The sequence below is a fragment of the Cryobacterium sp. Y57 genome (genome assembly GCF_002929505.1).
Classification (GTDB): domain Bacteria; phylum Actinomycetota; class Actinomycetes; order Actinomycetales; family Microbacteriaceae; genus Cryobacterium.
Map to the genome: position 1 here is coordinate 119618 of NZ_PJJL01000072.1, position 25626 is coordinate 145243.

Here is a 25626-nt window from a genome sequence, read left to right on the forward strand (position 1 = left end):
ATCAGGCGCGGCAAGTTCTCGAAGTCCACCTCGCTCGCTCGAAATCCACAGTCGGAGCAGGGGCGTTCGAGCACCCAGGTCCAGTCAGACGTGTCAGGGACAATAGGCATGCGTTTATGCTAGCGGCCACCTGTGCACGGCGAACTGTCACGTGCGCCCGATACCGTGGAGATAAGCAAGGAGACAGATGACGATACTGATTGCCGGATGCGGTGACCTCGGCACCGAGGTCGGCTTGCGCTTCGCCGACTTGGGGCACGCGGTGGTCGGGCTGCGCCGCGACGCGAGCGTGCTCCCCAGGGAAATCATTGGTCAGTCGATCGATCTGAGCCGTGAGAAGCCCGTCATTGCGTTCGACACTGAGTTCGTCGTTATGGCGATCTCCGCTGGAAGCCCAACAATCGGTGCCTACCGAGCCGCGTACCTGGACGGCCTGCGCAACCTGCTCGATGCGCTCGATGACGCCGGCATCACGCCCCGCCGCGTGCTGCTCGTCTCATCAACGGCCGTCTACGACATCAACGACGGCAGCCGCGTTGACGAGCAGACCCCCGCGAACCCGAAACCGGGTACCGATTCCATCGTGTTCGAAGCCGAGCGAATGTTGCACGCCCGCATCCCCAGCGCCACCGTTTTGCGCCTGGCCGGCATCTACGGCCCCGGTCGGGAACGTCTGATCACGCAGGTACGAGCTGGCGCCGCACTCTCCGCCGAGTCACGCCACACTAACCGCATCCACCGGGACGACGCAGCAGCCGCGATCGTGCACCTGTTGCTGCGCCCGGAACTGCCAGCGCCTCTGTATCTTGGCGTGGATGACGCCCCGGTCCCCAGCAACGAGGTGCTGGCCTTTCTTGCCGCCGAGCTCGACCTGCCCGAATTAGTTCTGGACCCGTCAGCAGTGCCAGCTTCCACCCGGGAAAGTCAGCGCGGCGGGGACAAGCTTCTCAGCAACCGCTTGCTGCGAGATACCGACTTCACCTTCACCTACCCCACCTACCGCGAGGGCTACCGCGCACTCCTGGCGGGAGCCGGAACGCTCCACCCGTAGGGTGCTACCGGGTTGGCCCGGCCTGGATCAGATCCGCATCCGCATCCACCACGAGAGCCATCGAGGTCAGTAGCTCTCCCAGTCGCACCTGATCATCCGGGCTGACGTCTCGCGCGGCACGAGCGATCAATGCCGCGAAGTCGCTGTAAAGCTTCTGGGTGATCTGTTCCGCGGCTGGGGTCAATACCAGGAGCAGGCTGCGTCGATCGTGCGGGTGGGCCACCCGGGTGACCAGCTCCAATGCCACCAGGCGATTTGAAATCGCGGTCACGGCACCCGTCGTAATTTCCATCGATTCCGCGAGCAGTTTAGGGGTAATGCTTCCCGCTTCAGCGACACGGGTCAGTGCTCGCAGCTCACTCCCCGTCAAGTTGGCTTCCGTCGCCACCCGATTGCGGTTGCGATCCATCCCCCGAAGAAACGCAAGAGCGGATGCTGAGAGACCATCCCCGGTGCGTCTCACGATATCGAGTTTCATACGTTCTCCGACCTCTGGTCTGTCTGTTTCGCCCGCGCCGCAGGCCCGCGAAACGGCCCGTCCCAGCCGCTCTGTCCTGCCAGTGTAGCGGGTAGCTTGATTTCGGAGTTTCTCAACGAATGAGTAGTTTGTTCTTTGAAATATTTCCCGTATATTGAAAGACTCGCTCGTGGTTCAACGCGCTCCCTGGGGGTCAACCAGGTTCTAGCAACCGGCCGATAGTGAGCCGCCGACAGATCGCCTCGAGCGCGGCCATCACCCTGCACTAACGAAACGGACCAAGTAATGCAGAGCTACCGCCTGACGATCAACGACGACTGGTTCTACCTTTCCGGCGATTACAACGTTTCGGCTCTCAAAGCTGCGATGACGGCAGCAGTCCACAGCGGCGGCGGCTTCGTCGACATATTCAGTTCCCTGCGTTCGCAGACCTCCCTTCTGATCACGGCACATTCGATCGTGAAGCTGGAAGCCATTTCTGCCGACGATCTTCCTGACCCCATTGACACAACTGCCCCCCTTGGCCAGTCGTACATCGATGATGACTACTGGCTGGATTGAAGCGTAGTACGCGGGTTTTTTCTTCTCGAACGCCCGGGCAGCCGTTCGGTGAGTTCGTGTGAATCGATACCCCTGCACCAGTGACGGCGAGCACACACGGGTAAGTTCACACGCACGGTGGATGTGCTCGTTCTGAAACGCCAAGTCGTTAGACAGCTGCCAGAACCGTCCAATTATTTCCACAAGCGTGGCACCCGACCTAAGTGCCACGCTTGTGGCGTTTTGCGATAAGTTCATGCGCCGACACCCAAAAGGGGAGATTAGGGGCACAATTGTCACCAATCCGAAGTTGATGGAGCTCCGAACTCACAGCAAGCACGGGTTAGCCGTGCAACAAACAGGAGGCACCTGAAATGCGCACATCACCTAATCGTCTGATCGCCACCGTCTTCGGCGCGGTCTACCTTCTCGTTGGATTACTCGGCTTCGCCGTCACCGGCAGCGTCGGTTTCATCGCCACCCAGGGCGAATTGCTTTTGGGAATCTTCGAGGTCAATCCTCTGCACAACGTTGCGCACCTTCTGATCGGTGCCGCCCTGCTCATCGCCGGCCTCTCTAACGTCACGGCCGCCAAGGCAACCAACAGCACCATCGGAGCCGTCTATTTGCTCCTGGGCATCGTTGGATTCTTCATCGCGAGCACCGCGCTGAACATTCTGGCCCTCAACACCGCTGACCACTTTCTGCACCTGGCCAGCGCGATCGTGCTCCTCGGGGTTGGCCTCACCGCTGACAAGAGGGTTCGCAGCCACGCCACAGCGTAACGACCGACGCCCAGCACCCAGCACCCAGCACCCAGCACCCAGCACCACTCCATCCTTTCGCAGCAGATTCACCCAAGGAGCATCATGTCCCCGGTAACTCGTATTTGGATGGGCTTCGCCGCTCTCGGCGCCGCTCTGATCCACTTGGCCGTGGGCGTAACCGCTCCGTTTCCCCTGTCGGTTCTTCTGGTCGGGTTCGGCATCGCTGAACTCGGCTGGGGAATCGCCACCCTTGCCCGGGACCGCATAATTGTTCCCCGCATCATCGTGGGAGCATCCCTCATACCGGTTTTCATCTGGGGAGCAACCGCCGCCCTCGGCAGCGGTCTCGGCGTCACGAGCGCCCAGACCGGTCTCCCGCTCTACCCGATGGCCGTTGCGTCACTGCTCAACATTTTCTTGGCCGCTACCGTGGCTATCGCGCAGCGGCACGCACCGGGCAAAGCCGCTGCCCCCGTCGGTGCCGCTCTGCACAGCGACGCCACGCCCAGCGGTTGGCGTTTTCTCACCGGCGTCGTCGTGGGAGGCTTCCTGCTCTCGGCGCTCACCACCCCGGCCCTCGCTGCCACCGAGGTCGGCTCCCAAGCCCTACCCCACGGGTCGCACGGAGTGACCGCGGTTATCACGCCGGAACCGGCCGGCCACGGATCGCACTGATCGCACTGATGGCACCGACGCCTTTCGCAGGGCGTGAAACGGGCCCCGCCAGCATGAACATCAAACGGATAGTGCGTTCTAGGGTTTGTTGTTCCCCGAACCTGAAGAATCCAGGCCCGATGCATCCAGGCCCGCCAGGTCAGCTACCGGCGGCACAACCTCGATGCTCATGAAACGCTTGACGTTCTCATCGACGATGATATCGCTCGGCCGCAGCGGGCGGGTGAGGTAGAGCCCGTCCAGATTGGTCAGCCGGCTCAGGGCTACATAGGTCTGGCCGGGGCTGAACACCCGCGCACCAAGATCGACAACAGCCCGCGCGTAAGTGGCACCCTGCGATTTGTGAATGGTGACCGCCCAAGCCAACCGCAGCGGAAACTGCGTGAATTCCGCCACCACATCCCGACTCAGTTTCTTGGTCGCAGCGTTGTAGGTGTACTTGTACTTTTCCCACACCGTCGGCTCGACCTCGAACACGTCGCCGTCGATGTCCACGAACACGGTCGAGGTGACCTTCGTCACCGTTCCAATGCTGCCATTTACCCAACGCGGCCCCCCGTCGAGCGGGGAATCGTTGCGCAGGAACATCACCTGCGCACCCACCTTGAGTTCAAGCACCTCGTCGGCCGGAAACTGCTTGCCGCCGAAATCCCCCGTGATGTCGGCCTTCGCTGTGAGCGATTTACCCGACAGCTTCTTCAAAGCGGATGCGTTGATGCGGTTCACAGCGTCATTGCGGGTCGCGAGAGTGATCACGCCCTCGCTCGGCGGCGTTCGCGCCCCCGCGCCGTTGAGAGCTCCGCCGATCTCGGCAGTGACCTGGCCATGCCGAACGGCATTGAGCATGAGCTTAAAATCGTTGTCACGCTGCCGGTGAATTTCGGTGAGCTCGAAGATGCGCAACTCTGCATCACGCCACACCTTCGCGTCGAAGAACCACATCGAGCGGTAGTGGTCGGCGAAATAGGCACGCTCATCCGGTCCGCCCGGCACCGGAGCCAGCTGGTACGGGTCACCGAACAGCACGATCTGCACTCCGCCGAATACATCGAACGGGCGTTGCCTGGCCTGGCGCAGACTGCGGTCGATCGCGTCCATGAGGTCGGCATTGACCATCGAGACCTCGTCGATGACGAGGGTATCGATGGTGTTGAGAAGCTTGCGCACCTGATCGTTCTGATCGATCGGGCTGTCGGCAATCACACCGATCGGCAGCCGAAAAAGCGAGTGGATGGTCTGACCGCCAACGTTCAATGCGGCGACACCGGTGGGTGCGGCGATCACGATCTGCTTGCTCGTGTTCCACGACAGGTGGTTCAACAGGGTGGACTTACCGGTTCCGGCCCGGCCGGTGACGAACACGTTCTGCTTAGTGCCTTCGATCGCCGCGAAGACCAGCGCCTGTTCACGACTGAGCGGAATCTCGGACACGGCACACTTTCTCTGGCAGGCGAACGCTGCACGGGGTAATCGTTACAGGCAACATTCCACTGTAGTCTCCAGCAGCGCACAGGGCACGAAGCGGGGCTTTGGACGCGATGCCGGCTCACCTCCCCATACAATATTGGAGTGACCATTCCGGCCGAACAGCATCGGGCGAGCGGGCGCCGCGGCAGTTTGCTCCGGGCCGTTCTCGTCATCGTGGTGGTCGCCGGACTGCTCGCGGTCGGCCTCGCTGGCACCATCAATGCTCTCAATCGCACGGTCTACAGCGCCGGCGGCTTTGCCCGGCAATACCTCGACGCCTTAGCCCGGGGCGACACCGTCGGCGCCCTCGCTCTCGGCGGCGTCATGCCCAGCACAACCGACCTGGCTGCCTGGGGACTCACCGACGAGGTCGCGAAAGATCTGCCCGAGACCCTGCTGCGGGCATCTGTTCTGAGCGGCCTCGACAATATCGAACTCGCGGGCACGACCGCTACGCCCGCCACCGACGATGAAACCGCCCAGACCGTGGTGTTCGATTTCGATCTGAACGGTATCGCGTCGAGCATGGCGTTCACTGTCGAGCGGGCGGGCTCATTTGCCGGCGTTTTCAACGCCTGGACGTTCAGCACCAGCCCCCTTTCTGTACTGCAGGTCTCGGTGCTGCACGAACAATCATTCACGGTTAACGGCCTCACCCTGGACACGCGCGCCCACAGTGCAGCGGATGCCCCCGCAACGTTCTCCACGTCCGCCGCGTATCTCGCATTCGCCCCGAACCGCTACACGTTCGAACACGAGTCGGCCATGCTGACCGCTTCGAAGAACACCGTGCGTGTGATCAAAGACGGTCCCACCGCAGTCGAGGTCAACGCCTTACCGAACCAGGCCATGGTGAACCAGGTACAGTCGGAGCTGAACAAGTTCCTCGACGCGTGCGCCACCCAAACGGTGCTCCAACCGACCAGCTGCCCATGGGGAATCCAGATCGACGACCGCATCGAGAGCATTCCGGCGTGGTCGATCACCGCATACCCCATTGTCGCACTCACCGCGGGCGAACGGGCCTTTGAGATGGTCGCTACCCCCGGGCAGGCCCATATCGTGGTGAAGGTGCAGTCACTGTTCGATGGCGACATCAGTACCCGTGACGAAAACGTCCCGTTCACGATGGGGCTCAGCGCAGTCGTGCAGCCAAGCGGTGCCCTCGCCATCCAACTGCACTAGGCACGGCTAGCTGGGGGTTTTAGCGTCACGCACGGCGATGCGAGCCAGGTTCGCGTTGTACTCGATGAGCTCGGCGTCTTCGGTGCGGTCCGCCGTGCGATCCAGCCGTTTCGTGACTTTCGTGTCATCACGGCTCCACATAACCGCGACGACAACGGCCAGCACAAAGGTCGGCAGTTCGCCGATTCCCCAAGCGACGCCGCCACCCAGCTGCTGGTCGGCGAGGGCTGACACTCCCCAGGTGCGGCCCATTGCTCCGTACCAGTCGGCCAGGAGCAGCCCCGTACCGCTCATCAGGGCGAGGCCGAAAAACGCGTGGAAGGCCATCGTCACCAACAGCAACAGCAGTCGGAAGGCGTGCGGCAGACGGTACGGTACCGGGTCGATGCCAATCAGGGACTGCACGAACAGGTAGCCGGTAATGAGAAAGTGCACGATCATCCATAGGTGGCCGATGTGGTCGGTGGTGGCCCAACTGAAGATCGAGGTGTAGTAGAACACCCACAGTGAAACACCGAACAGCACGGCTGCGACAATCGGGTTGGCGACGATGCCGGCAAAGCGCGAGTGCACCGCGGTGAGGATCCACTCGCGCGCACCCCGACTGCCGTCTTGCCGCTTGGCGACCGCGCGCGCGGCGAGGGTTACCGGGGCTCCCGGCACCAGCAACAAAGGCACCAGCATGGTCAGCACCATGTGCACGAGCATGTGGGTGGAGAACAGGTACTTCTCGTACACATTCACTCCACCGTTGGTGATATAGAACAGGGTGAGCATACCCAGAATCCAGAGCACGCTGCGGTAGATCGGCCACGCGTCGCCGCGGCGGTGCAACCGCCAGACGCCGGCGAGGTAGAAAAAGATGCCAAATGCGCAGAACAGAATCCAGGCGAGGTCGAGGTTCCACTCGGTGAAATAGCGTGAGAAAGTAAGCTCCGGCGGCAAGAGTTCACCGGTGAGAATCTGCGCCGGCGTTGACTGGGGAACCTCGGTTGCGACCACCTGGGCGACGGGCGTCGCCGTGCGGGCGAGCGCGGCGGCCACACCGGATGCGAGGCCCATGAAGCCGAGCTCGGTCACGACAAGCCACCAGAACCAGCGACCGTTCGCCGGCCCGCTCCGCTGCATCCGTTTGATAAAGAACCGGCGTTGCACAATGCCGAACCCGCCGAGTGCGACGAGAGCGGCGACCTTCACGAGCACGAGCAGGCCGTAGGGACTGAGCAGGTTATCCCAGCTTCCGATGCGTAGTTCAGCGCTGGCATAGCCGGATGCGGCCACCACGATGAACGAGACCAGCGCGAGCGAGGAATACCGCCCGATCACCTGGCGGATGCGTTCGCCGCCCAGCTGGGTATGCAGCACGACAATGGTGAGCAGGCCACCCAGCCAGATCGCTGCGAAGACGAGGTGCAGCCCGAGGGCGGTGATCGCGGCGTTGTGTCCCGACGCGCCCGCCGAGTGGCCTTGCTGAGCCATGGGCAGCAGCGCGGTCAGGGCCAGTACGGTCACAAAGACCAGTGCGGTCTGATTGCGCACGGCGAAGCACAGTACGGTGACGCCAGCGGCGATCAAGGTCGTCGCGAGCCAGGCCTGCCCCAGTTCGATCTGGCTGAAGAATTGGCCGACCGTGGCGCTGAACTGATCGCTGATGCCGAACGGCACATTGGTGACCTGCAGAAAGGTCAGAAAGCCCGTGACAGCGGATGCGACGGCGAACAGTGCCGACGACGCTGCGGCGAAGTCCAGGGCGGTGTTATATTCACGTTCCCTGGGGCTCAGCGCGAACAGCGTGAGCACCAGCGCACCGATAGTGGCCGCTGCCGTGATGTTGACCGCGAGCTTGGCCAGGGGAAGGCCCCAGCGCACTACCGGTCCCGGGTCGGCGAGGAGCTGGGCTGAAGCGCCACCACCGTAGGCCAACGCGACAAGGGTAGACAATACAGCGACCAGCAGCAGGGCTGCCGGTCCGAGAATGCGGACTATACGGGGCACCTGCCCAGCTTATTCGCCCAGCCCTGAACATTCGTCGCGTAAAGTGCCCGAGAAACCAGAAAGGGGCACCGACTCGCGTCGACGCCCCTTTTCTCACTAAAAGCTACTTGGCGGCAGCCTTGAGCTTGCTTCCGGCGGTCAGCTTGACGCGGTGGCCGGCTGCGATGGCGATTTCTTCGCCGGTCTGCGGGTTGCGGCCGGTGCGGGCGGCCGTGGCGGTGCGCTCGACTCCCAGCCATCCCGGAATGGTGACCTTGCCATCAGCGGCAACGGTCTCGGCCAGGGTTGCGAAGAATGCGTTCAGGACGCCGTCAACGGCGGCCTGGCTCTGTCCTGAGTCAGCGGCAACCTTGGCAACGAGCTCGGTCTTGTTCAGCGACTTGTCAGCCATTGAGTGTCCTCCTCGGACCTTCGTCTGTATACACAGCGATATTCGTAATACGGATGCTCCTCGAAGAGAAGCCCCGCTGGTCGGATCGACCGAGTTGAAATCTAGCATTGATCCGCCAAAAACCCCGGATTTACGGCGATTTTCGATCATTTCAGTGCACTTTCACCCTTTCGAGTGCTCGATTTTCGCTCTGCGCGAAACACGGCGCCGGCGAGAGGATTAAACGAAACGGGATGCCGACCCAGAGTCGACATCCCGTTTGGATGATCCAGAAGCCGATGAAGACGAGCTTCAGCGGTGCCAGAAGAAGTTACCAGCTGGACTTGGTGATGCCGGGCAGCTCGCCGCGGTGCGCCATATCGCGAAAACGAACACGCGAAATGCCGAACTTGGAGAGGTGGCCGCGGGGACGACCGTCAACGGCGTCACGGTTGCGCAGGCGCACCGGGCTCGCGTTGCGCGGCAGCTTCTGCAGGCCCTTGCGAGCGGCTTCACGCGACTCGTCGGTGCCGGCAGGGTCAACCAGGGCCTTCTTGAGCTCCAGGCGCTTGACGGCGTACCGCTCGACGATGACCTTGCGCTGGTTGTTCTTGGCAATCATGCTCTTCTTCGCCATGTTTAGCGCTCCTCACGGAAATCAACGTGCTTGCGGATAACCGGGTCGTACTTCTTGAGCACGAGACGGTCGGGGTCGTTACGGCGGTTCTTTTTGGTTACATAGGTGTAACCGGTTCCGGCCGTGGAACGAAGTTTGATGATCGGACGTACGTCATGAGCCTTAGCCATTAGATCTTCACCCCACGAGCGAGAACGTCCTTGACGACGCTCTCGATACCACGAGCATCAATAACCTTGATGCCCTTTGCGGACAAGGTCAGTGTGACCTTGCGACGAAGCGACGGCACGTAGTACGTCTTCTTCTGAACGTTCGGGTCGAAACGACGCTTGGTGCGTCGGTGCGAGTGCGAAATGTTGTGTCCGAAGCCGGGAACAGCTCCAGTCACCTGGCAAACAGATGCCATGGTTTCCTCCATTACCGAAGGGCGAATGCCCTTCCCAAGATCCCTTGTCGGCGGGCTGCTCATAAATGGACAACCCGCAATGCGCGCACAGAGGCGCAGCAGCCCTCTACGATACGGGTTCCCCAGGCGCAGCGCAAATTCGTCCGCGAATCTCCGTTGAAATTGCGGGACCACCCCGCTTCCACCGGCCAGCATTTCGGCGTGCCGCCGTGTCCATTCGCGTCACTTGGCGGATGCTGCGGCTGTCGCCGTACAAGCGGCGCACAGACCAAAGACGTCGACGACGTGGGCGGCAGCGGTGAAACCGTTCTTCGCGGCGACGTCCTTGGCCCAGGTTTCGACGGCATCCGCTTCGATCTCGACCGTGAGACCGCAGTTACGGCAGATCAGGTGGTGGTGGTGGTCGTTGGTGCTGCACGCGCGATAGAGACTTTCACCCTCTGGCGACTGGAGCGAGTCGGCGTCACCCGTATCGGCCAAATCGGCCAGGGCGCGATAGACCGTCGCCAGTCCGATCGGGGATCCGGTCGAGTGCAAAGCGGAATGCAGCGCCTGGGCGCTGACGAAGCCGTCGTTCGCGTCGAGGGCGCCCCGAACGGCCTCGCGCTGCCAGGTGTTTCGCTTCATGACATCAACCGTAGCGATGTTCGCTGTGGTCGGCGCGCATGGGCTTCACAGGGTCGCCGTGAAGCAACCAACCGCCGCACTAGCAGGGCGAGCAGGAATAGGGCCACCGCAGAGAGGGCAATTGCCGGGCCGGCCGCCACGTCGAGTGAACGAGAAAGCAGCACGCCGGCCAGTCCGGCCAGGGCGCCGAGCAGCGGGGCAATGATAAACATCTGACTGGTCGTTCGCGAGACGAGCCGGGCGGCTGCTGCGGGGGCAGCGATCAGGGCGATGGCGAGGATGGCCCCCACTGCGGGCATCGCGGTGACGACGGTGGCCGTGACGAGGATCAGAGTCAGCACTTCGATCGGCCATTCTCGATAGCCGGCCGCGCGAAAACCGTTCACGTCGAAGGTCGAGAACATGATCTGCCTGCCCAGAAAGACAATGGTCAGCACGGCACACGCCAGCACGATGGCCACGAGTGCGACATCAGTGCTGCTCACCGTGAGAATCGAACCCACCAGGTAGGAGTCAACCTTGACCGGCAGGGACGGATTGAGCCCCTGCAGCAGAACGCCGAGTGCAAATCCGGCGGTGAGCAGAATGCCAGATGCCACCTGTTTTCCCTGACGTTCGACCCGCCCGATCATCGTCATGACGCCCACGATGACTACGCTCGCCACGGCGGCGCCGAGTGGAATGCTCACTCCGAGAATCGCCGCGCCGACCGCTCCCGGAAAAGTCGCGTGGGTGAGTGCCTGAGCGAAGAAGGTGCGCTGGCGCAGCACCACCAGGGTGCCGACGAGGCCACTGAGCGTCCCGATCAGCACTGCCGCCAGGAGGGCCTGTTCGAAGTAGCCCATCAGTGCTCCACCGGTATGGTGCTGCGATGTCGACGCGGGCCGCGGATTCGCTCCAGTGCGAGCCGCACGACCAGTGCCAGCACGTAACCCGCGACGAGCACGAGCACAACAGTGGCTCCGCTCGGCAGGTCGACGCCGCCGTTGACCGATGCTTCGTAGCCGAGCGTCAGCCCTACCCAGGCGGCCAGGGTCGCAAAGCCGGCCGCGACCGGAAAGAGCAGCCACAGTCGATTGGTCAGCAGGCGGGCGACTGCGCCCGGCACGATCAGCACGGCGAGGACGAGCAGGTTGCCCACAGCGCTGCTTGCGGCCACCACAACGAGGGCAATAGCGACATTGAGTACAATGTCAAGCAGGAGCGGCCGGTAGCCGGCTGCCGCCGTGCCTTCACGGTCGAACGCTAAAAAGACCTGCTCTTTCAAGGTGAACCCCACCATGACCAGGGCGATCAGGCAGACCACAACGGTTTGGTTGACCTCGGCCGGGCCGACGGTCAGCAGGCGTCCGAACAGCAGGGCATCCAACTGACCGACATAATTTGTTTCCCGTGAAACTACTATGATCCCCACGCTGAACATGGCCGTGAAGACGATAGCGATCGCGGCGTCCGACGTGACCGCGCGCTTGACGATCACGGTAAGCACGACGGCCGCGATGAGCGCCGCCACCATGGCTCCCACGAATAGCCCGTCGCGGCCACCCCAGACGAATCCGATGGCCACCCCGGGAAAGACCGCGTGGGTGAGGCCGTCACTGATGAACTCCAGCCCACGCAGGTTGACCAGCACACCGACGAGTCCGGCCACGAGGCTCAGAACGACAAGCACGAGTAACGCCCTGGCCATGAACGGCAGGTCGAAGGCGGTGATCAGCGGCGTCAAGACACCCACTCAGTGACCTCCATGACCGGGAACCACGATCGTGTGCTCGTCCATTTCCACACCGGCGGAGCCGAATGCCTGTTGCACGTTGGCGAGGGTCAGCACCGCATCGCGCGGCCCGAACGCCACCTGAGCGCCGTTGAGCAGCAGCACACACTCACAGACGGCCCGAGCGAGGTCAAGGTCGTGGGTCGACACGAGCACCGCGACGCCCTGCCTCTTGAGCCGCTTCACGGTTTCGATGAGTGCATCCCGGTTGACCTGATCGAGTCCATTGAACGGCTCATCGAGCAGAAGCAAGCGCGGGGCGGATGCGACGGCGCGCGCAAGCAGACCTCGCTGCTGCTGCCCGCCTGAGAGCTCACCGAAGCGTGTCTTCGCACGATCGCCCAGGCTGACGGTCTCCAGTGCCTCGGACACGGCTCGGCGATCGGCCTTGGTCGGCATGCGCCACCAGCCCAGAGAGCGGTAGCGGCCCATCATGACGACCTGCTCGAGTGAGACCGGAAAGTGCGGGTCGAGCTGGTCGGTCTGGGGCACGTAGCCGATGTAGCCGGCCGGCGCCGGCCACTGTCCCAGCACCTCGACGGTACCGGACGTGCGGGTGATGAGCCCGAGGACACCTTTGAGCAGGGTGGACTTGCCCGACCCGTTCGGGCCGATCAGGGCGACAGCCTGGCCGGGCAGCACCGTGAAGTCGATGCCGGTCAGCGTGGGGTCCGCGCCGTACGCAAACGACGCCGTCGCCACCCGAAGAGCGGCGGCAACGTTCGCTGTGGGTGTTACTTGAGAAGTGTTCTCGATCACGTGTTAACTATTGCAGGTCAGCGGGCAGTGCAGAGGGCGTGACTCCCCACGAGTCGAGCATGAGCGTGGCATTGTGCAGCTGCGCCTTGATGTAGGTATCGCCAGCACTTCCATTCGGGCCGAGCGAGTCAACGTAGAGGGCATCATCGCCGGAGTAGACGGTCACACCAGCTTCGGTCGCAATCGTCTCGGCGGTTTTGGGGCTGAGGGATGCCTCGGAGAAGACGGACGTGACGCCGGTCGCCGCGATGGCCGCGACGAGGGAGTCGATCTCGGCGGCGCTCGGCTCGGCGTTGTCGTCGAAGCTTGGAATCACCGAACCGACATAATCGATGTGGTACGCCGCGGTGAAGTAGCCGAGGGAGTCGTGGTTGCTCACCAGCAGTCGCTCGCTCTCCGGCACCGTGTCGACGTTGGTGCGGATCCATTCGTCGAGGTCATTGAGTCGCGCCGTGTACGCCGTCGCGTTGGATTCGAAAGTCACCGCGTTGCCTGCATCGGCGGAGGCGAGGCCGGCGGCGATCGTCGCGACGATCGTCTCCACGTTCTGCACGTTCGTCCAGATGTGGGGATCGCCGCCCTCGTGGGCATGCTCATCCTCGGCCACGTCGGTGTGGACATCCGCTTCTTCGTCGGTGTGCTGGTCGTTCATCTGACCCTCGCCCGCCCCGACCTGGGAGATCGCGATGCCCTCATCCGTATCGATCGTGACGCCGTCGAAGCCGGATGCGGCTATGGCGTCATCGAGCCATTTTTCGAGTCCGACGCCGTTGATCACGAGCACGTCGGCGGCGCCGAGCGCGGTCAGGTCGGCCGCGGACGGGTCATAGCTGTGCGCGCTCTGGTTCGGCTGGATGAGCTGGGTGAGGTCGACGCCCCTGGCATCGCCGACCACGTTGCGGGTGAAATCGGCGACCTGGGTGGTTGTGGCGACGATCTTGAGGTCGCTGGCTGCGCCGTCGGCGCTCGCGGTCGTCTCTGCCGAGCATCCCGAGAGGGCGAGTGCGGCTGACGCGAGGAGTGCGGGAACGGCGAAATATCTCGTGTGCATTCCTCGACACTAACCTTGCTGATAATGATTGTCAAAACCATTAGCGGGTGAGCTCCCTATTCGAGCAGCAGCGCCGGCTCCTCGATGATGCTCGCGACGTCGGCCAGAAAACGACTCGCAACGTCACCGTCGACGACACGATGGTCGAAGCTCGCGCCGATCGTCGTGACATACCGAACTCGCACCTCACCGTCGACGACCCACGGCTTCTGCTTGATCGTGCCGAGGGCCACGATTCCGGCCTCCGGCGAATTGAGGATGGGAGTACCGGTGTCCATGCCGAACACGCCGATATTGGTGATCGTGATCGTGCCATTGCTCATCTCGGCCGGGCTGGTCTTACCGTCACGCGCGGTCATGGTGAGTTTCTCGAGGGACGCCGCGAGCTCGAGCAGGCTCATGTCCTGCGCTTCTTTGATGTTCGGCACGATCAACCCGCGCGGCGTCGCTGCTGCGATGCCGAGATTCACGTAGTGCCGCACGATGATTTCCTCATCGGTGAACGTCGAATTCACCGTGGGGTTACGCCGCACGGCCCAGATCATGGCCTTGGCCATGATCAACAGGGGCGACACGCGAATGCCGGCAAAGTCCGTGGACGCCTTGAGTCGCTTGACGAATTCCATGGTGCGGGTGGCATCGACGTCAACAAACAGGCTCACATGCGGGGCGGTGAAAGCGCTCTTCACCATTGCCTGCGCGATGGCTTTACGCACACCCTTCACGGGAATGTGTTCGTCGCGATCGACGGGCCATTCCGGCGTCTGAATGTTGCGGAACACGCTGGCCTGGGTCGCCCCGCGCAGCACATCCTCGCGAGTCACATCGCCGACCGGCCCGGTCGCTTCGACGAGAGAGAGGTCGACACCGAGGTCCTTGGCGAGTTTACGAATGGGCGGCTTGGCCATGACCGGTCCAACGGATGCCGCGCGCCGGGTCGGTTCCAGCGCCTCGACGCGCTCACGCGCCGGGGCTTTCGGCGCGAGTGTCTCGTGGGCCACGCTCGCGGCGGTATGCCGACGCCGACGGGTCGGCATAGCAGCGGCGGCGCCGCGGCCGACGAGCACCGGTTGCGGGGCTTCGTCGATGATGCTGGCACCCGCGTCCACGGTCATCCGGCCGGCGGAATCAGTGCCGGTGGCATCAGTACTGGCGGCATACGCTGCCGCTGAACTGGCATCGGGATTGATCGTGATGATGAGGGTACCCACGTCGACGGTCGTGCCCGCCGCGACTAGAATCTCCGCCACCACGCCAGCGAACGGCGACGGCAGCTCGACCAGGGACTTAGCCGTTTCGATCTCGACCAGAACCTGGTTGATCGTCACGGCGTCGCCGGGCGCGACCTTCCACTGAACGATTTCAGCCTCGGTCAGGCCTTCGCCGACATCGGGGAGAGTGAACTTCGACACACTCATACTGTGCCTTTCCTGCTGCGGGTAAAAGTGAGCATGATCAGTAGGCGAGAACGCGGTCGACGGCTTCCAGCACCCGATCGGGACTGGGCAGAAAGTGCGTCTCGACGGCGGCCGGCGGAAACGGTGTGTCAAAACCAGAGACCCGCAGCACGGGCGCTTCGAGCGTGTAGAACGATCGCTCGGCGACCGTGGCGGCAATCTCACTGCCGACACTCACGAAGCCGGGCGCTTCCTGGGTGACCACGAGGCGGCCAGTCTTCTGCACGGAACCCAGAATCGGTCGATAGTCGATCGGCGAGATCGAACGCAGGTCGATGACCTCGAGGCTGATGCCCTCCGCGGTGGCGAGTTCGGCCGCCTGGAGCAGCACGCTGACCATTGCACCGTGACCGACGACGGTGACGTCGGTGCCGGCCCGAACGACGCGACTGGCGTGCAACGGTGTTCCGCTTTCATCAAAACGCACGTCACCCTTGGGCCAGTAGCGGCTCTTGGGCTCGAAGAAGATCACCGGGTCGTCACTGGCGATGGCCTCCTGCATCATCCAGTACGCATCGTGCGGATTGGAGGGGCTGACCACACGCAAGCCGGGAGTGTGCGCGAAGTAGGCTTCCGGGCTCTCCTGGTGGTGCTCAATCGAGCCGATGTGTCCGCCGTAGGGAATACGGATGACCACCGGCATGATGAGCCCGCCCTCGTGGCGGTTGCGCATGCGTGCGAGCTGGCTGGTGATCTGGTCGAAGCCGGGAAAAACGAATCCGTCGAACTGAATCTCGCAGACCGGGCGAAACCCGCGCATGGCCAGGCCGATTGCCGTACCGATGATGCCGGATTCGGCGAGCGGCGTATCGAGCACCCGCTTGTCACCAAATTCGGCGATGAGGCCCTCGGTGACCCGGAATACTCCGCCAAGGGGGCCGATGTCCTCGCCCATCAGCAGAACTTTGGGGTCGTCGAGCATCGCGCGACGCAGCGCGGCGTTCAGAGCCTTGGTCATCGGTAGCGAGGCGGATGCCACGCTCGTGTCTAGTGCAGGGGTCATCAGTTCTCGCCCTCGTCGAAGGATGCTTCGTATCGTTCCAGCCAGGCTTTTTGCTCAGCCACGAGCGGATGCGGTTCGGCGTAGACGTTGTCGAAGATCACCGATTGCTCCGGACCGGTGATCTCGAGCGCACGACGACGGGCGTCGGCGGCGAAATCGGCCGCTTCGTCATCGACGTCGTCGAGGAATCGCTGCTCGACACCCAAGCCCTTCAGGTAGCGGCGAAAGCGCACGATCGGGTCGCGGGCCACCCAGTAGGCGAGTTCCTCCGGGTCGCGGTACTTGGTCGGATCATCGGCGGTCGTGTGGGCACCGACCCGGTAGGTGAGTGCCTCGATCAGCGACGGGCCGTGGCCGGCGCGAGCGTCGTCCATCGACTTTGCCGTGACGGCGAAGCTCGCAAGCACATCATTGCCGTCGATCTGGGTGCCCGGCATACCAAAGCCAGCGGCACGCAGGTACAGCGGCGTACGGGACTGCCGGGCGACGGGCACCGAGATCGCCCAGTGGTTGTTCTGCAGAAAGAACACCTGTGGCGTCTGGTAGCTCGCCGCGAAAACGAGCGCCTCGTTGGCGTCGCCCTGCGATGATGCTCCGTCGCCGTAATAGACGATGACGGCCTGATCGATCTCTGCGTTGCCGGTCGCGGTCGAACCGTCGAGCTGCATGCCCATGGCGTAGCCGGTGGAATGCAGGGTCTGCGAGGCGAGCACGAGAGTATAAAGATGAAAGTTTCCGTGCTCTTCCGGAACCCAACCGCCGAGGGTGACACCGCGCAGCATCCGCAGAATATCCACGACGTCAAGGCCACGGATCATGCCGACTACGTGCTCCCGGTAAGAGGGAAACACATGGTCCTGCGGCCGGGTGGCGTAGGCGGAACCCACCTGCGCGGCTTCCTGGCCGTGGCTTGGAACCCAGAGAGCGAGCTGGCCCTGACGCTGCAGATTGGCTGCCTCGGTGTCGAACTTTCGCACCACGACCATGTCCCGATAGAAACGTCGGTAGTCAGCTTCGGTGAGGCGTTCGAGGTAGGGCAAAAACTCTTCGGCGGCGGCGCTCGGTTCGAACACCCCGGTCGAGGAAATCATGCGCACGCACGTCTCGGTCCCATCGAGACCAAAAGGTGTTGGCGCTGCAGCAGTGCGTGATGCAATCGCTTCGTTTCGAGTGGCTGACACCGTACTAACCTATCTTCCGAGCTGGGTGGCCGACGGGAAGCGCGTCGACAAGATCCGCGCTCATTACTAAGAGTGTCGCTACAGCCTGCTCTTCACCGATCGAGATCCGAATACCTTCGAGCGCGAAGGGACGCACCACCAGGCCAGCTTCGCTGAGGGCCTCGGCGATACTGGTTGTTTCGGCGCCGGTGGGCAGCCAGAGAAAGTTGCCTTGGGGTACCGGGATGTTCCAGCCCTGGTCGATCAGCGCCTGCCAAGTCGCATCGCGACGCGCGGCGATGATTCGAACCCGATCAAGCAACTCTTTCTCGGCCACGAGGGAGGCGATAGCGGCAGCGGCGGCCTGCGCGGTGACCGAGAGGGGGATCGCCGTCGAACGAGCGGCGTTCAGAATGTCCACTGGACCGAGTGCGTAACCGACCCGCAGCCCGGCGAGGCCGTAGGCCTTGGAAAAGGTGCGAAGAACGACAAGGTTGGGGTAGCGGGCCAGCAGTGCCGGGCCGCTGACGGCATCCACTTGGGTGACGAACTCGATATATGCCTCATCGAGAATGACCAGCAGGTCGGTCGGGACGACGGCCATGAAAGCCTCGAATTCGTCCTGGGTCACGATCGTGCCGGTGGGGTTGTTCGGGGAACACACGATTACGACCCGGGTGTTGTCGCTGATCGCGGCGGCCATTTCGGGCAGGTCATGGGCGTGATCGGGACGGTTGGGCACGCGCACACTGACAGCACCGGCGACGGTCACGAGTGAGGGGTAGGCCTCAAACGACCGCCAGGAGTAAAGCACCTCATCATCCGGTCCAGCAGCAGCGAGAATGAGCTGGGCGAGCAAGGCCACCGAACCGGAACCGATGTGCACCTGATCGACGCCGATGCTGTACTTGGCGGCGAGGTGCTCGCGCAGAACCAGCGCCGAGGAATCCGGGTACCGGTTGTAGGCCGTTTCGGCCGTAACCGCAGCGATAACCCCCGGCAGCGGATCGAACGGGTTCTCGTTGCTGGAGAGCTTATAGGCACTGGCATCGGCCGGTTTGCCTTGCTTGTAGACCGGGAGGGCGACAATCTCCGGGCGCAGGCGGACGGAGGGTCGGTCTGAGAGGCTCACTCGGTGAGTCTACGCCCGGATATATTCGCGATGACGAATGAATGTTTGTCGGACTTTCGCCCGCCGTGAGCCGGTGAGATAGTGGAGCATGGCCAGATTTTTGATCCAACTGATCGTCAACGCGGTAGCCCTGTGGTTCACCGCACTGCTCGTGACCGGCGTGCACGTCACGCCTTACGCGCCGAATGCCGGTGCCAGCGTGCTCACCTATCTGCTCCTTGCGCTGATCTTCGGATTCGTGAACACGGTGGTCGGCGGTGTGCTGCGTGTCGTGGCTTTTCCGCTGTACGTTTTGACGCTGGGTCTGTTCTCACTCATCGTCAACGGACTGCTCCTGTTGCTGGTGGCGTGGCTCTCCGGGTTTCTGGGCTTTGGCCTTATCGTCGACGGCTTCTGGTGGGGCGTGCTTGGCGCACTGGTTCTCGGCATTGTTTCCTGGCTGCTCGGTCTCGTTCTGCGCCCGGTCACAGCGCGTAACTGATCGGGCCGCACCCGAACGCGTCCTACTGTTGCGCAGGTCCACCCGGCAAGCGGATACCGCGCCACAACGTAGCCTCACCCGGTGCGCTCCCGATGATTCCGGTCACAGTGGACCGAAAGCCGCTGAGGTTGTCTTCCGGCGAGGCGTCAATGATGTGCGCCGTCTCCTGATAGGTATCGAGATCGTGAGCAGGCAGCACAGTCCCGGGTAACGGCTCCTGCACGGCAAACGCTTCGCGCCGAACGAGGAGTCGATCGTCGGAATCGATCAAGCTGGCGCCGCCTAGAGCGGTCACAACGTCATCGGTGTGCTCTATGGTCATCGTGCCCACGCCAGGTGGCACCGGAACTCTCGATTCGGGTGCCCCAAAGGTTGCGACCGCCTGCACATTGAACCAGGTGTACGCCGCAACCTGGGTGGCGACCAGCCCGCCCTGAGAATGGCCGGCAAGAACAACCGGATCGGACGGTGCAATTCCAGCCGCTTTCATAGCGTCGATGACAGCCGAGAAGGAGCCCGCATTCTGGCGGGCAACCGCAGCAATGTTGGCCGTGAGGTCCCACGGTTCAGTCGACGCGACAGGGTCCCAATCCACTGTTCCGCCGATGTAGACCGCCCAGGAAGGGTTGTCGAGCGTGCCGTATTTCTCGATGCGCACCTGCGGCGTGCCCGGGACGGATCTCGGTATGCGCGCCGCCAGGTCACCGACCCCTGTTGGTGGTGTCGCTCGCGTTGGCGCTCCCACCGCCGCAGCCGTCACCGGACCTTCCTGAAGCAGACCCAGCGCGCGCGCCGCAGCCACGACGCCGAGGGCGGTCTGGGAAACGCCGATCAGTCCTAATCCCTCGTCGCCGAATGTATGACCAACAATTCGCGGCATCCCTCCGAGACCAGCGGCGGCATCGTCGATTGATGAGGCCGCTATCCGAACGAGCATCACCACAGCCGGGTTGGTGAGCAAGCGAGGGCTGATCTGCACTCCACCGGCTGAGCCGTTCTGCACCGCGGACGGAGATTGCGTGGTTCCGTGAAGGCGCAGCAGTTCGAGGGTGAGAATCATGGTCAGGGTGACACCGAGCGGCGTGTTGTACAGAGCCAACAAACAGGCACGAACAAGACTGCCAAGACCGTGAGCCATGTCTGCGGCACTCAGCAGCGCGAGTTTTAGCGCCAGTTGCTCCGCAAAGCCATAATTTCGGGCTGCTGCCCGGAGATAACTGGCGACGTCCGAACAGAGCGTCGCGAGTTGCTGGAGCCTGCCGGCCGCCTGCAGAAGATCCGGCCAGGGATCCTGTCCAAGCCAGTTCGCCGGCCACATCGGATCCAAATTTCGAATGCGATAGGCGCGGTTAGCCCAGTCGGCGGCATCGTCGTGGAGTGCATCCACGAATTGGGACTGAGCCAGAATGGCATCCGTTGCCACGATGGCGGTGCCACCCACCGAGACAACCAGGTCACCGTCTTCCAAGCCATCACTTACGCTCGACAAATCTGCTCCTCCTCGTGGATGTGACTTCGAACACTGGCGAGCGCCTCATCGAGATAGTGCACAACCACATCGACGTCCCCGAGCATTTCGGCTACACGGCACGAGTATTCGCGCTGGGAGCGCGCACTCCAGGCAGCACTGGGGTCAAGCATGCTCAGGTGTCGACGACCCGCTGTTATATCTGCGTGCAGCGTACAGAGAAGATCGCGCTGGGTGCGCAACATGGCCAGACGTTCAGAACGACTCTGACCGTGCAACAGCATCTCGACACCGTCCATGACACCTCCTCGTCAGGGATGATCGTCGCAGAATGGACGATTTTGTCGGCTGGCCCACGCGTAATCTGTGCACAGACACCAAAAACTGGGCGTGTGGAGAAGACGAAACTGCTCCACAATGGAGGGCATGTCCTTCGCGTCTCTCACCCCCGATGAGTCGACGCCGTTTCGAATCATTTTCGTCTGCACGGGTAACATCTGCCGATCGCCCATGGCCGAGGTCGTGCTTCGCGACCTCGTCACGAAGCTTGGTCTTGGTCGTCTCATCGCGAGCAGTTCAGCTGAGACCGGAGACTGGCACGTGGGTGAGCAAGCCGACGGTCGCACGATCACGGCCCTGGCCAAGCGCGGCTACGACGGCAGTCACCATCGGGCCCGTCAGTTTGACCCGCTGTGGTTCGCTGAGCACGACCTTGTCGTCGTCCTCGACCGCAGCCAGGAACGCATCCTGCGTAACTGGGCAGTGGAGGATCGCGATCGCGCCAAGGTGCGCCTGCTGCTGAGCTTTGACGCCGCGCAGGCCGCCCTGTTCGACGTGCCAGACCCGTACTATTCCGACGATGCGTTGTTTGACGCCGTATTGGGCATGATTGAGAGGGCAAGTCACGCACTTGTGAAACAACTTGCACCCGCAATTCGACAGGGAGTCCAATGAGTCACCTACCCGTACAGGTTCTGAGCCCACTAGATGGCCGCTATCGAGCCGCCGTTTCCGATCTGGGCGAGTTCCTGTCCGAGGCTGGTCTCAACCGTGCCCGTGTGCGCGTCGAGGTGGAGTGGCTGATCACACTCACCGACCGTAGTCTGTTTGGTTCCGCGCCCCTCAGTACCCCGCAGAAGCTCGCCCTGCGCTCCCTCGCGACCGACTTCGGTCAGGCCGAGATTGACGAACTGGCCACGCTCGAGGCCACCACCCGTCACGACGTCAAGGCCGTCGAATACCTCGTTCGTCGACGTCTGGAAACGCTAGGCCTCGGGCACATCAGCGAACTCACCCATTTTGCCGCCACCAGCGAAGACATCAATAACCTCTCATACGCCCTGACCGTTCGTGATGCCGTCCAGACCGTCTGGCTACCTACGCTGAACTTGGTCATTGATGCGCTGCGCAGAAACGCGTTGGAATTTCGAGCGGATGCAATGCTAGCGCGTACCCACGGACAGCCCGCGACGCCGACAACCATGGGAAAAGAACTTGCTGTGTTTGTTTACCGGCTCGAGCGCATCGTGCGTCAGATCAATGCCGGTGAGTATTTGGGCAAGTTCAGCGGTGCTACCGGAACCTTCGCCGCGCACGTAACTGCGGAGCCTTCTGTCGACTGGCCTGCGCTGTCGCGCGAGTTCGTCGAGGGTCTTGGTCTGGGGTGGAACCCACTCACGACTCAGATCGAATCGCACGACTGGCAGGCCGAGCTGTATTCGCGCACGTCCCACGCGAATCGCATTCTGCACAACCTGGCCACCGACATCTGGACCTATATTTCCATTGGCTACTTCCGCCAGATCCCTCAGGTTGGCGCCACCGGTTCTTCCACGATGCCGCACAAGATCAATCCGATTCGATTCGAGAACGCGGAGGCCAACCTCGAACTGTCCTGCGCCATCCTGGACTCGCTCGCGGCGACTCTCGTGACCAGCCGTCTGCAACGTGACCTTACCGACTCGACCACCCAGCGTAATATCGGTGTCGGCTTTGGGCATTCATTGCTCGCACTCGATAATATTCTGCGGGGCCTCGGCGAGATTGATATTGACCGTGCGCTTCTCGCGAGCGACCTCGACTCCAACTGGGAAATTCTGGGAGAGGCGATTCAGACCGTGATTCGTGCCGAGGTCTCGGCGGGGCGCTCATCGATTGAAGACCCATACGCGCTGCTCAAGGAGCTGACCCGCGGTAAGCGCATCACGAGCGCCGACCTCGCCGAGTTCGTGTCAGCCCTCGACATCGGCGCCGAGGCCAAGGCCCGGCTCCTGGCCCTAACTCCGGCCAGCTACGTCGGTCTCTCCGACGCCCTGGTCGATTATTTGCCCTGATCAGCCGCCGGTCACACGAGAGCACCGTTATCGAAATCGATGACGGTGTCTCGTGTGTAGCCGGACGTTGGCTAGTGGCCGTTTTGCTCATCAAGGTCACTCTGCTCCGACGCGTTCGGTTTCATACCGAGCACGAGCATCGCGATCACCACGAGCGCCACGATAAACGTCACACCAAGACCGATGACGGAGAGTATGAGTTCGCGTGTGGTCCCGAGAATGGTCAACCCGACGAACAGGGCCATCCCAGCAGAGATTGCGAGCAATTCGGCCGGCTTCAAGCGATCAGAACGGCTCGGCTGGTGCGCCGGGTCGGGGGTACCAGGAGTCTTTTTGGTCACAGGGAGTCCAAATCATCGGTTGCGGTGTTTGCGGGGGCGGCGTCCGCTGATGCCGTGGCACCAGCACGCTGTCGCGGAGAATCCCCTTTGAGGGACAGCCCGGCAATCGGCAGGAATACAACGAGAAAGACCAGGTAGGCGCCGAACAACCCGACCGAAACAACCGGGTTGGGCGGAAGCAGCAGAAGGAGCAGGGCGAGTACCGCTGCGCCGATGCCGGTGAAAAGCCAGTCCTTGGCGGGCAGGGGACGTGAGCGCACCCGGATGCCGGCATAGATTTCGAGCAGACCCGTGACGGCTCCCCAGACGCTCACGACGAAGAGAAAGAGCCCGTGTCCACCCGTATGGAAAGCAAGGGCCAGCGCCCCAGCGACCATGCTCACGACGCCATGAATGAGAAACAGGCTGCGATCGGTGGTAACGGTCAGGGAGCGGGGCCCGACCAGTACGAGAAAGAGGCCGCTCGCCAGGGCGAATGCACCGAAAACGACGAGACCCAGCTGCGCAGAGTGATCCCGGTTGAATGTGATAATGATGGCTGGGATGACTGCGATCATGGCACGCCCAACGGGCACGGCCCAATAGCGGGGACCGACGCTTGATGGTACCTGCGCGTTTGCCACGCACGACCTCTTTCGTTACAAGGTTGGACAGGCCTAGTCTACGCGGCGACACCGGCCGGATCTGCGAGCGGGCTGCACGCGCTGATGCCCAGAGCGCGGTGCGAACTACCCGCCCGCCACCATATCGGCGAAGCGCGAGTAGTGGCCGTGGAAGGCAACCGTGACGGTGCGCGTCGGGCCGTTACGGTGCTTGGCCACGATGAGGTCGGCCTCGCCGGCGCGCGGGTTGTCTTTCTCGTAGGCGCTTTCGCGGTGAAGCAGGATAACCATGTCGGCGTCCTGCTCGAGTGAACCCGACTCACGAAGGTCGGAAATGGCCGGCATCTTGTCAGCGCGCTGCTCTGGCCCACGGTTGAGCTGGGATAACGCGATCACCGGAACCTGCAGCTCTTTGGCGAGCAGCTTGAGAGCGCGCGAGAACTCGCTGACCTCTTGCTGGCGTGACTCGACTTTCTTGCCACTGGTCATCAGCTGCAGGTAGTCGATGATGACCATCTTGAGGCCGACCCGCTGCTTGAGTCTGCGGCATTTGGCGCGGATCTCAACCAGGGTCATGTTCGGGCTGTCGTCGATGTAGAGCGGTGCGTCGTTGATGCGGCCGCGTGTAGCGGCAATGGTCGTCCAATCGCGCGCCTCAACGGTTCCTTTGCGCATGCTTTGGAGAGGAACGGAAGCCTCCGCTGCGAGCAGGCGCATCGCAATTTCGCTGCGCCCCATTTCAAGCGAGAAGAAGATGCTTGGCATGTTGTGGTGGATGGACGCCGAGCGTGCGAAGTCGAGGGCAAGAGTTGACTTACCCAACGCCGGACGAGCCGCCACGATGATGAGCTGGCCACCGTGAAATCCGTTGGTCAGTTCATCGAGGTCCGCAAATCCTGTGGGGACGCCGCTCATTTGGCCGTCTTTGAGCTTGGCAGCCTCGATTTCCTCGATCGCCGCCGTCACCGCATCGGTGAGCGGAACGTAGTCCTCCGTCTGGGTCCCCCCGGTGACGGCATAGATTTCGGCCTGCGCGGTGTTGACGAGGTCGAGAACCTCCCCTTCTGCGGCGTAGCCCATCTGGGCGATACGGGTGCCAGCCTCGACCAGACGGCGCAGCAGCGCGCGTTCGGCCACGATGGTCGAGTAGAACCCCGCGTTGGCAGCTGTGGGCACCAGGCTCGTCAGCGTGTGCAGGTAGTCCGCGCCGCCGGCCCGCGAGAGTTCACCGACCTTGGTGAGCTCATCGGTGACGGTGATCACGTCGGTCGGTTCGCCCTGGGCATAGAGCGAGAGAATGGCGTCGAAGATGATCTCGTGCTTGGGGATGTAGAAGTCGCCGCCCCGCACGGTCTCGACAACGTCGGCAACAGCGTCTTTGCTGAGCATCATGCCACCGAGGGCGCTCTGTTCTGCGAGGAGATCGTGGGGCAGTGCTCGCTCCGACTTCCAGGCGTCAGCGGGCCGCTCGTTGCGACCGGCTCCACCACTCGCTGACAAACCGTACTCAGTTGACGCTGGCTGATTTGCCAGGCCCAGGTGAGCGATTGACACTCGGCACCTCTTTCTCTGTCGATCTCATAGGTGTATCAGGGCCCACCGACACGACACGGGACACACCAGCCTGAGCGAGATGCCGACACTGGATCACCCTAAGGAGCCAGTAGCACCTGCCACAAACCCCCCTGTGGATAACCCTGTGGATAATCTGCGCGAAACGCCGTGGAGATTGTGCAGAACCTGTGCACTCACCTGTGGACAAATATTAAAATTTGACGAATAAAACCGTTTTGATCAGGCTTTTTAATTATCAACATGGCTGTGAGTAAAGTACCTTCAATAAACCCTTGAACCTTGCCGATACGAA

At 62.5% G+C, this 25626-nt stretch carries 29 protein-coding genes; 8 read left to right on the plus strand and 21 right to left on the minus strand.

What is annotated here, in order from left to right; translation table 11 throughout:
- The first annotated feature begins 187 nt into the window (after nucleotides 1-187).
- Entirely contained in the window at nucleotides 188-1051 is an 864-nt protein-coding gene (locus tag CXY72_RS16180; RefSeq protein ID WP_104128710.1) for an NAD-dependent epimerase/dehydratase family protein, read from the plus strand.
- A 4-nt stretch (nucleotides 1052-1055) separates the two neighbouring features.
- On the opposite strand, the gene CXY72_RS16185 is transcribed toward CXY72_RS16180, so the two are convergent.
- The gene (locus CXY72_RS16185) at nucleotides 1056-1529 is read right to left on the minus strand and encodes a MarR family winged helix-turn-helix transcriptional regulator (RefSeq protein ID WP_104128711.1); all 474 of its coding nucleotides are present in this window, start codon (nucleotides 1527-1529) and stop codon (nucleotides 1056-1058) included.
- A 285-nt stretch (nucleotides 1530-1814) separates the two neighbouring features.
- On the opposite strand from CXY72_RS16185, the gene CXY72_RS16190 reads away from it, so the two are divergent.
- The 3 genes from CXY72_RS16190 (at nucleotide 1815) to CXY72_RS16200 (ending at nucleotide 3511) form a co-directional block, all read left to right on the plus strand.
- A complete protein-coding gene (locus CXY72_RS16190; RefSeq protein ID WP_104128712.1) occupies nucleotides 1815-2090 on the plus strand; it encodes a hypothetical protein in 276 nt (91 codons plus the stop codon).
- Between the two features lie 353 nt (nucleotides 2091-2443).
- The gene (locus CXY72_RS16195; RefSeq protein WP_104128713.1) at nucleotides 2444-2854 is read left to right on the plus strand and encodes a DUF4383 domain-containing protein; all 411 of its coding nucleotides are present in this window, start codon (nucleotides 2444-2446) and stop codon (nucleotides 2852-2854) included.
- A gap of 84 nt (nucleotides 2855-2938) precedes the next feature.
- Nucleotides 2939-3511 (plus strand): hypothetical protein, encoded by a 573-nt coding sequence (locus CXY72_RS16200; protein WP_146071213.1) that lies wholly within the window; start codon nucleotides 2939-2941, stop codon nucleotides 3509-3511.
- A gap of 78 nt (nucleotides 3512-3589) precedes the next feature.
- On the opposite strand, the gene CXY72_RS16205 is transcribed toward CXY72_RS16200, so the two are convergent.
- A complete protein-coding gene (locus CXY72_RS16205) occupies nucleotides 3590-4942 on the minus strand; it encodes an ATP-dependent RecD-like DNA helicase (RefSeq protein WP_104128715.1) in 1353 nt (450 codons plus the stop codon).
- A 138-nt stretch (nucleotides 4943-5080) separates the two neighbouring features.
- On the opposite strand from CXY72_RS16205, the gene CXY72_RS16210 reads away from it, so the two are divergent.
- Nucleotides 5081-6163 carry a hypothetical protein gene (locus CXY72_RS16210; RefSeq protein WP_104128716.1) on the plus strand — a complete coding sequence of 361 codons (1083 nt, stop codon included), beginning with the start codon at nucleotides 5081-5083 and terminating at the stop codon, nucleotides 6161-6163.
- Nucleotides 6164-6169: 6 nt separating this feature from the next.
- Here the strand turns inward: CXY72_RS16210 and CXY72_RS16215 are convergent, their stop codons facing one another.
- The 14 genes from CXY72_RS16215 to CXY72_RS16280 all read right to left on the minus strand — a co-directional run bounded on the left by CXY72_RS16215 (nucleotide 6170) and on the right by CXY72_RS16280 (nucleotide 18534).
- The gene (locus CXY72_RS16215) at nucleotides 6170-8158 is read right to left on the minus strand and encodes a cytochrome c oxidase assembly protein (RefSeq protein WP_199184070.1); all 1989 of its coding nucleotides are present in this window, start codon (nucleotides 8156-8158) and stop codon (nucleotides 6170-6172) included.
- 103 nt (nucleotides 8159-8261) lie between these two features.
- Nucleotides 8262-8549 (minus strand): HU family DNA-binding protein, encoded by a 288-nt coding sequence (locus CXY72_RS16220; RefSeq protein ID WP_035835256.1) that lies wholly within the window; start codon nucleotides 8547-8549, stop codon nucleotides 8262-8264.
- Between the two features lie 310 nt (nucleotides 8550-8859).
- Nucleotides 8860-9165, minus strand: coding sequence for a 30S ribosomal protein S14 (rpsN, locus tag CXY72_RS16225; RefSeq protein ID WP_092110538.1), 306 nt, complete (start codon nucleotides 9163-9165; stop codon nucleotides 8860-8862).
- A 2-nt stretch (nucleotides 9166-9167) separates the two neighbouring features.
- The gene (rpmG, locus tag CXY72_RS16230; protein ID WP_035880539.1) at nucleotides 9168-9335 is read right to left on the minus strand and encodes a 50S ribosomal protein L33; all 168 of its coding nucleotides are present in this window, start codon (nucleotides 9333-9335) and stop codon (nucleotides 9168-9170) included.
- Nucleotides 9335-9571, minus strand: coding sequence for a 50S ribosomal protein L28 (gene rpmB / locus CXY72_RS16235; RefSeq protein ID WP_035835252.1), 237 nt, complete (start codon nucleotides 9569-9571; stop codon nucleotides 9335-9337). Before rpmB ends, rpmG begins: the two co-directional genes overlap by 1 nt.
- Nucleotides 9572-9793: 222 nt before the next feature.
- Nucleotides 9794-10198 carry a Fur family transcriptional regulator gene (locus tag CXY72_RS16240; RefSeq protein WP_104128717.1) on the minus strand — a complete coding sequence of 135 codons (405 nt, stop codon included), beginning with the start codon at nucleotides 10196-10198 and terminating at the stop codon, nucleotides 9794-9796.
- Nucleotides 10195-11043: a metal ABC transporter permease gene (locus CXY72_RS16245; protein WP_104128718.1), complete on the minus strand. Its 849-nt coding sequence runs from the start codon at nucleotides 11041-11043 to the stop codon at nucleotides 10195-10197. Before CXY72_RS16245 ends, CXY72_RS16240 begins: the two co-directional genes overlap by 4 nt.
- On the minus strand, nucleotides 11043-11933 hold the full coding sequence (locus CXY72_RS16250; RefSeq protein WP_104128719.1) for a metal ABC transporter permease: 891 nt from the start codon (nucleotides 11931-11933) through the stop codon (nucleotides 11043-11045). Before CXY72_RS16250 ends, CXY72_RS16245 begins: the two co-directional genes overlap by 1 nt.
- Complete coding sequence (locus CXY72_RS16255; protein ID WP_233197896.1) at nucleotides 11934-12731, minus strand: metal ABC transporter ATP-binding protein; 798 nt, start codon at nucleotides 12729-12731, stop codon at nucleotides 11934-11936. It abuts the gene before it with no gap.
- Nucleotides 12732-12738: 7 nt separating this feature from the next.
- Nucleotides 12739-13782 carry a metal ABC transporter substrate-binding protein gene (locus tag CXY72_RS16260; RefSeq protein WP_104128721.1) on the minus strand — a complete coding sequence of 348 codons (1044 nt, stop codon included), beginning with the start codon at nucleotides 13780-13782 and terminating at the stop codon, nucleotides 12739-12741.
- 56 nt (nucleotides 13783-13838) lie between these two features.
- Entirely contained in the window at nucleotides 13839-15200 is a 1362-nt protein-coding gene (locus CXY72_RS16265; RefSeq protein WP_104128722.1) for a dihydrolipoamide acetyltransferase family protein, read from the minus strand.
- A gap of 37 nt (nucleotides 15201-15237) precedes the next feature.
- Nucleotides 15238-16242, minus strand: coding sequence for an alpha-ketoacid dehydrogenase subunit beta (locus tag CXY72_RS16270; RefSeq protein ID WP_104128723.1), 1005 nt, complete (start codon nucleotides 16240-16242; stop codon nucleotides 15238-15240).
- Nucleotides 16242-17333, minus strand: coding sequence for a thiamine pyrophosphate-dependent enzyme (locus CXY72_RS16275; RefSeq protein WP_104128724.1), 1092 nt, complete (start codon nucleotides 17331-17333; stop codon nucleotides 16242-16244). The genes CXY72_RS16270 and CXY72_RS16275 overlap by 1 nt, the downstream gene beginning before the upstream one ends.
- 94 nt (nucleotides 17334-17427) lie before the next feature.
- Nucleotides 17428-18534: a histidinol-phosphate transaminase gene (locus tag CXY72_RS16280; RefSeq protein WP_104128725.1), complete on the minus strand. Its 1107-nt coding sequence runs from the start codon at nucleotides 18532-18534 to the stop codon at nucleotides 17428-17430.
- 88 nt (nucleotides 18535-18622) lie between these two features.
- Here CXY72_RS16280 and CXY72_RS16285 point away from each other — a divergent pair, with 88 nt between their 5' ends.
- Nucleotides 18623-19015 (plus strand): phage holin family protein, encoded by a 393-nt coding sequence (locus CXY72_RS16285; RefSeq protein ID WP_104128726.1) that lies wholly within the window; start codon nucleotides 18623-18625, stop codon nucleotides 19013-19015.
- A 22-nt stretch (nucleotides 19016-19037) separates the two neighbouring features.
- Here the strand turns inward: CXY72_RS16285 and CXY72_RS16290 are convergent, their stop codons facing one another.
- Nucleotides 19038-20504: a hypothetical protein gene (locus tag CXY72_RS16290; RefSeq protein ID WP_146071214.1), complete on the minus strand. Its 1467-nt coding sequence runs from the start codon at nucleotides 20502-20504 to the stop codon at nucleotides 19038-19040.
- Nucleotides 20492-20782, minus strand: a complete 291-nt coding sequence (locus CXY72_RS19655) for a hypothetical protein (protein WP_104128728.1) — start codon at nucleotides 20780-20782, stop codon at nucleotides 20492-20494. The genes CXY72_RS16290 and CXY72_RS19655 overlap by 13 nt, the downstream gene beginning before the upstream one ends.
- A gap of 127 nt (nucleotides 20783-20909) precedes the next feature.
- On the opposite strand from CXY72_RS19655, the gene CXY72_RS16300 reads away from it, so the two are divergent.
- Both CXY72_RS16300 and purB read left to right on the plus strand, forming a co-directional pair.
- Nucleotides 20910-21437, plus strand: a complete 528-nt coding sequence (locus CXY72_RS16300) for a low molecular weight protein-tyrosine-phosphatase (RefSeq protein WP_104128894.1) — start codon at nucleotides 20910-20912, stop codon at nucleotides 21435-21437.
- Nucleotides 21434-22816, plus strand: coding sequence for an adenylosuccinate lyase (purB, locus tag CXY72_RS16305; RefSeq protein ID WP_104128729.1), 1383 nt, complete (start codon nucleotides 21434-21436; stop codon nucleotides 22814-22816). Before CXY72_RS16300 ends, purB begins: the two co-directional genes overlap by 4 nt.
- A 71-nt stretch (nucleotides 22817-22887) precedes the next feature.
- Here the strand turns inward: purB and CXY72_RS16310 are convergent, their stop codons facing one another.
- The 3 genes from CXY72_RS16310 to dnaB form a co-directional block, all read right to left on the minus strand.
- Nucleotides 22888-23157: a hypothetical protein gene (locus CXY72_RS16310; protein WP_104128730.1), complete on the minus strand. Its 270-nt coding sequence runs from the start codon at nucleotides 23155-23157 to the stop codon at nucleotides 22888-22890.
- Complete coding sequence (locus tag CXY72_RS16315) at nucleotides 23154-23714, minus strand: hypothetical protein (RefSeq protein ID WP_158252609.1); 561 nt, start codon at nucleotides 23712-23714, stop codon at nucleotides 23154-23156. Before CXY72_RS16315 ends, CXY72_RS16310 begins: the two co-directional genes overlap by 4 nt.
- 171 nt (nucleotides 23715-23885) lie before the next feature.
- Nucleotides 23886-25259 (minus strand): replicative DNA helicase, encoded by a 1374-nt coding sequence (gene dnaB / locus CXY72_RS16320; RefSeq protein ID WP_370446278.1) that lies wholly within the window; start codon nucleotides 25257-25259, stop codon nucleotides 23886-23888.
- Between the last annotated feature and the right edge of the window lie 367 nt (nucleotides 25260-25626).

Bases quoted from the DNA above. Each gene is read 5' to 3' on its own strand.
- CXY72_RS16200 (WP_146071213.1), top strand. From the start codon at position 2,939: ATGTCCCCGGTAACTCGTATTTGGATGGGCTTCGCCGCTCTCGGCGCC.
- CXY72_RS16245 (WP_104128718.1), bottom strand. From the start codon at position 11,043: ATGGGCTACTTCGAACAGGCCCTCCTGGCGGCAGTGCTGATCGGGACG.
- CXY72_RS16315 (WP_158252609.1), bottom strand. From the start codon at position 23,714: ATGATCGCAGTCATCCCAGCCATCATTATCACATTCAACCGGGATCAC.
- CXY72_RS16240 (WP_104128717.1), bottom strand. From the start codon at position 10,198: ATGAAGCGAAACACCTGGCAGCGCGAGGCCGTTCGGGGCGCCCTCGAC.
- rpmG (WP_035880539.1), bottom strand. From the start codon at position 9,335: ATGGCTAAGGCTCATGACGTACGTCCGATCATCAAACTTCGTTCCACG.
- CXY72_RS16275 (WP_104128724.1), bottom strand. From the start codon at position 17,333: ATGATTTCCTCGACCGGGGTGTTCGAACCGAGCGCCGCCGCCGAAGAG.
- rpsN (WP_092110538.1), bottom strand. From the start codon at position 9,165: ATGGCGAAGAAGAGCATGATTGCCAAGAACAACCAGCGCAAGGTCATC.
- purB (WP_104128729.1), top strand. From the start codon at position 21,434: ATGAGTCACCTACCCGTACAGGTTCTGAGCCCACTAGATGGCCGCTAT.
- CXY72_RS16220 (WP_035835256.1), bottom strand. From the start codon at position 8,549: ATGGCTGACAAGTCGCTGAACAAGACCGAGCTCGTTGCCAAGGTTGCC.
- CXY72_RS19655 (WP_104128728.1), bottom strand. From the start codon at position 20,782: ATGGACGGTGTCGAGATGCTGTTGCACGGTCAGAGTCGTTCTGAACGT.
- CXY72_RS16260 (WP_104128721.1), bottom strand. From the start codon at position 13,782: ATGCACACGAGATATTTCGCCGTTCCCGCACTCCTCGCGTCAGCCGCA.
- CXY72_RS16300 (WP_104128894.1), top strand. From the start codon at position 20,910: ATGTCCTTCGCGTCTCTCACCCCCGATGAGTCGACGCCGTTTCGAATC.
- CXY72_RS16180 (WP_104128710.1), top strand. From the start codon at position 188: ATGACGATACTGATTGCCGGATGCGGTGACCTCGGCACCGAGGTCGGC.
- CXY72_RS16265 (WP_104128722.1), bottom strand. From the start codon at position 15,200: ATGAGTGTGTCGAAGTTCACTCTCCCCGATGTCGGCGAAGGCCTGACC.
- CXY72_RS16195 (WP_104128713.1), top strand. From the start codon at position 2,444: ATGCGCACATCACCTAATCGTCTGATCGCCACCGTCTTCGGCGCGGTC.
- CXY72_RS16190 (WP_104128712.1), top strand. From the start codon at position 1,815: ATGCAGAGCTACCGCCTGACGATCAACGACGACTGGTTCTACCTTTCC.
- CXY72_RS16270 (WP_104128723.1), bottom strand. From the start codon at position 16,242: ATGACCCCTGCACTAGACACGAGCGTGGCATCCGCCTCGCTACCGATG.
- CXY72_RS16185 (WP_104128711.1), bottom strand. From the start codon at position 1,529: ATGAAACTCGATATCGTGAGACGCACCGGGGATGGTCTCTCAGCATCC.
- CXY72_RS16285 (WP_104128726.1), top strand. From the start codon at position 18,623: ATGGCCAGATTTTTGATCCAACTGATCGTCAACGCGGTAGCCCTGTGG.
- rpmB (WP_035835252.1), bottom strand. From the start codon at position 9,571: ATGGCATCTGTTTGCCAGGTGACTGGAGCTGTTCCCGGCTTCGGACAC.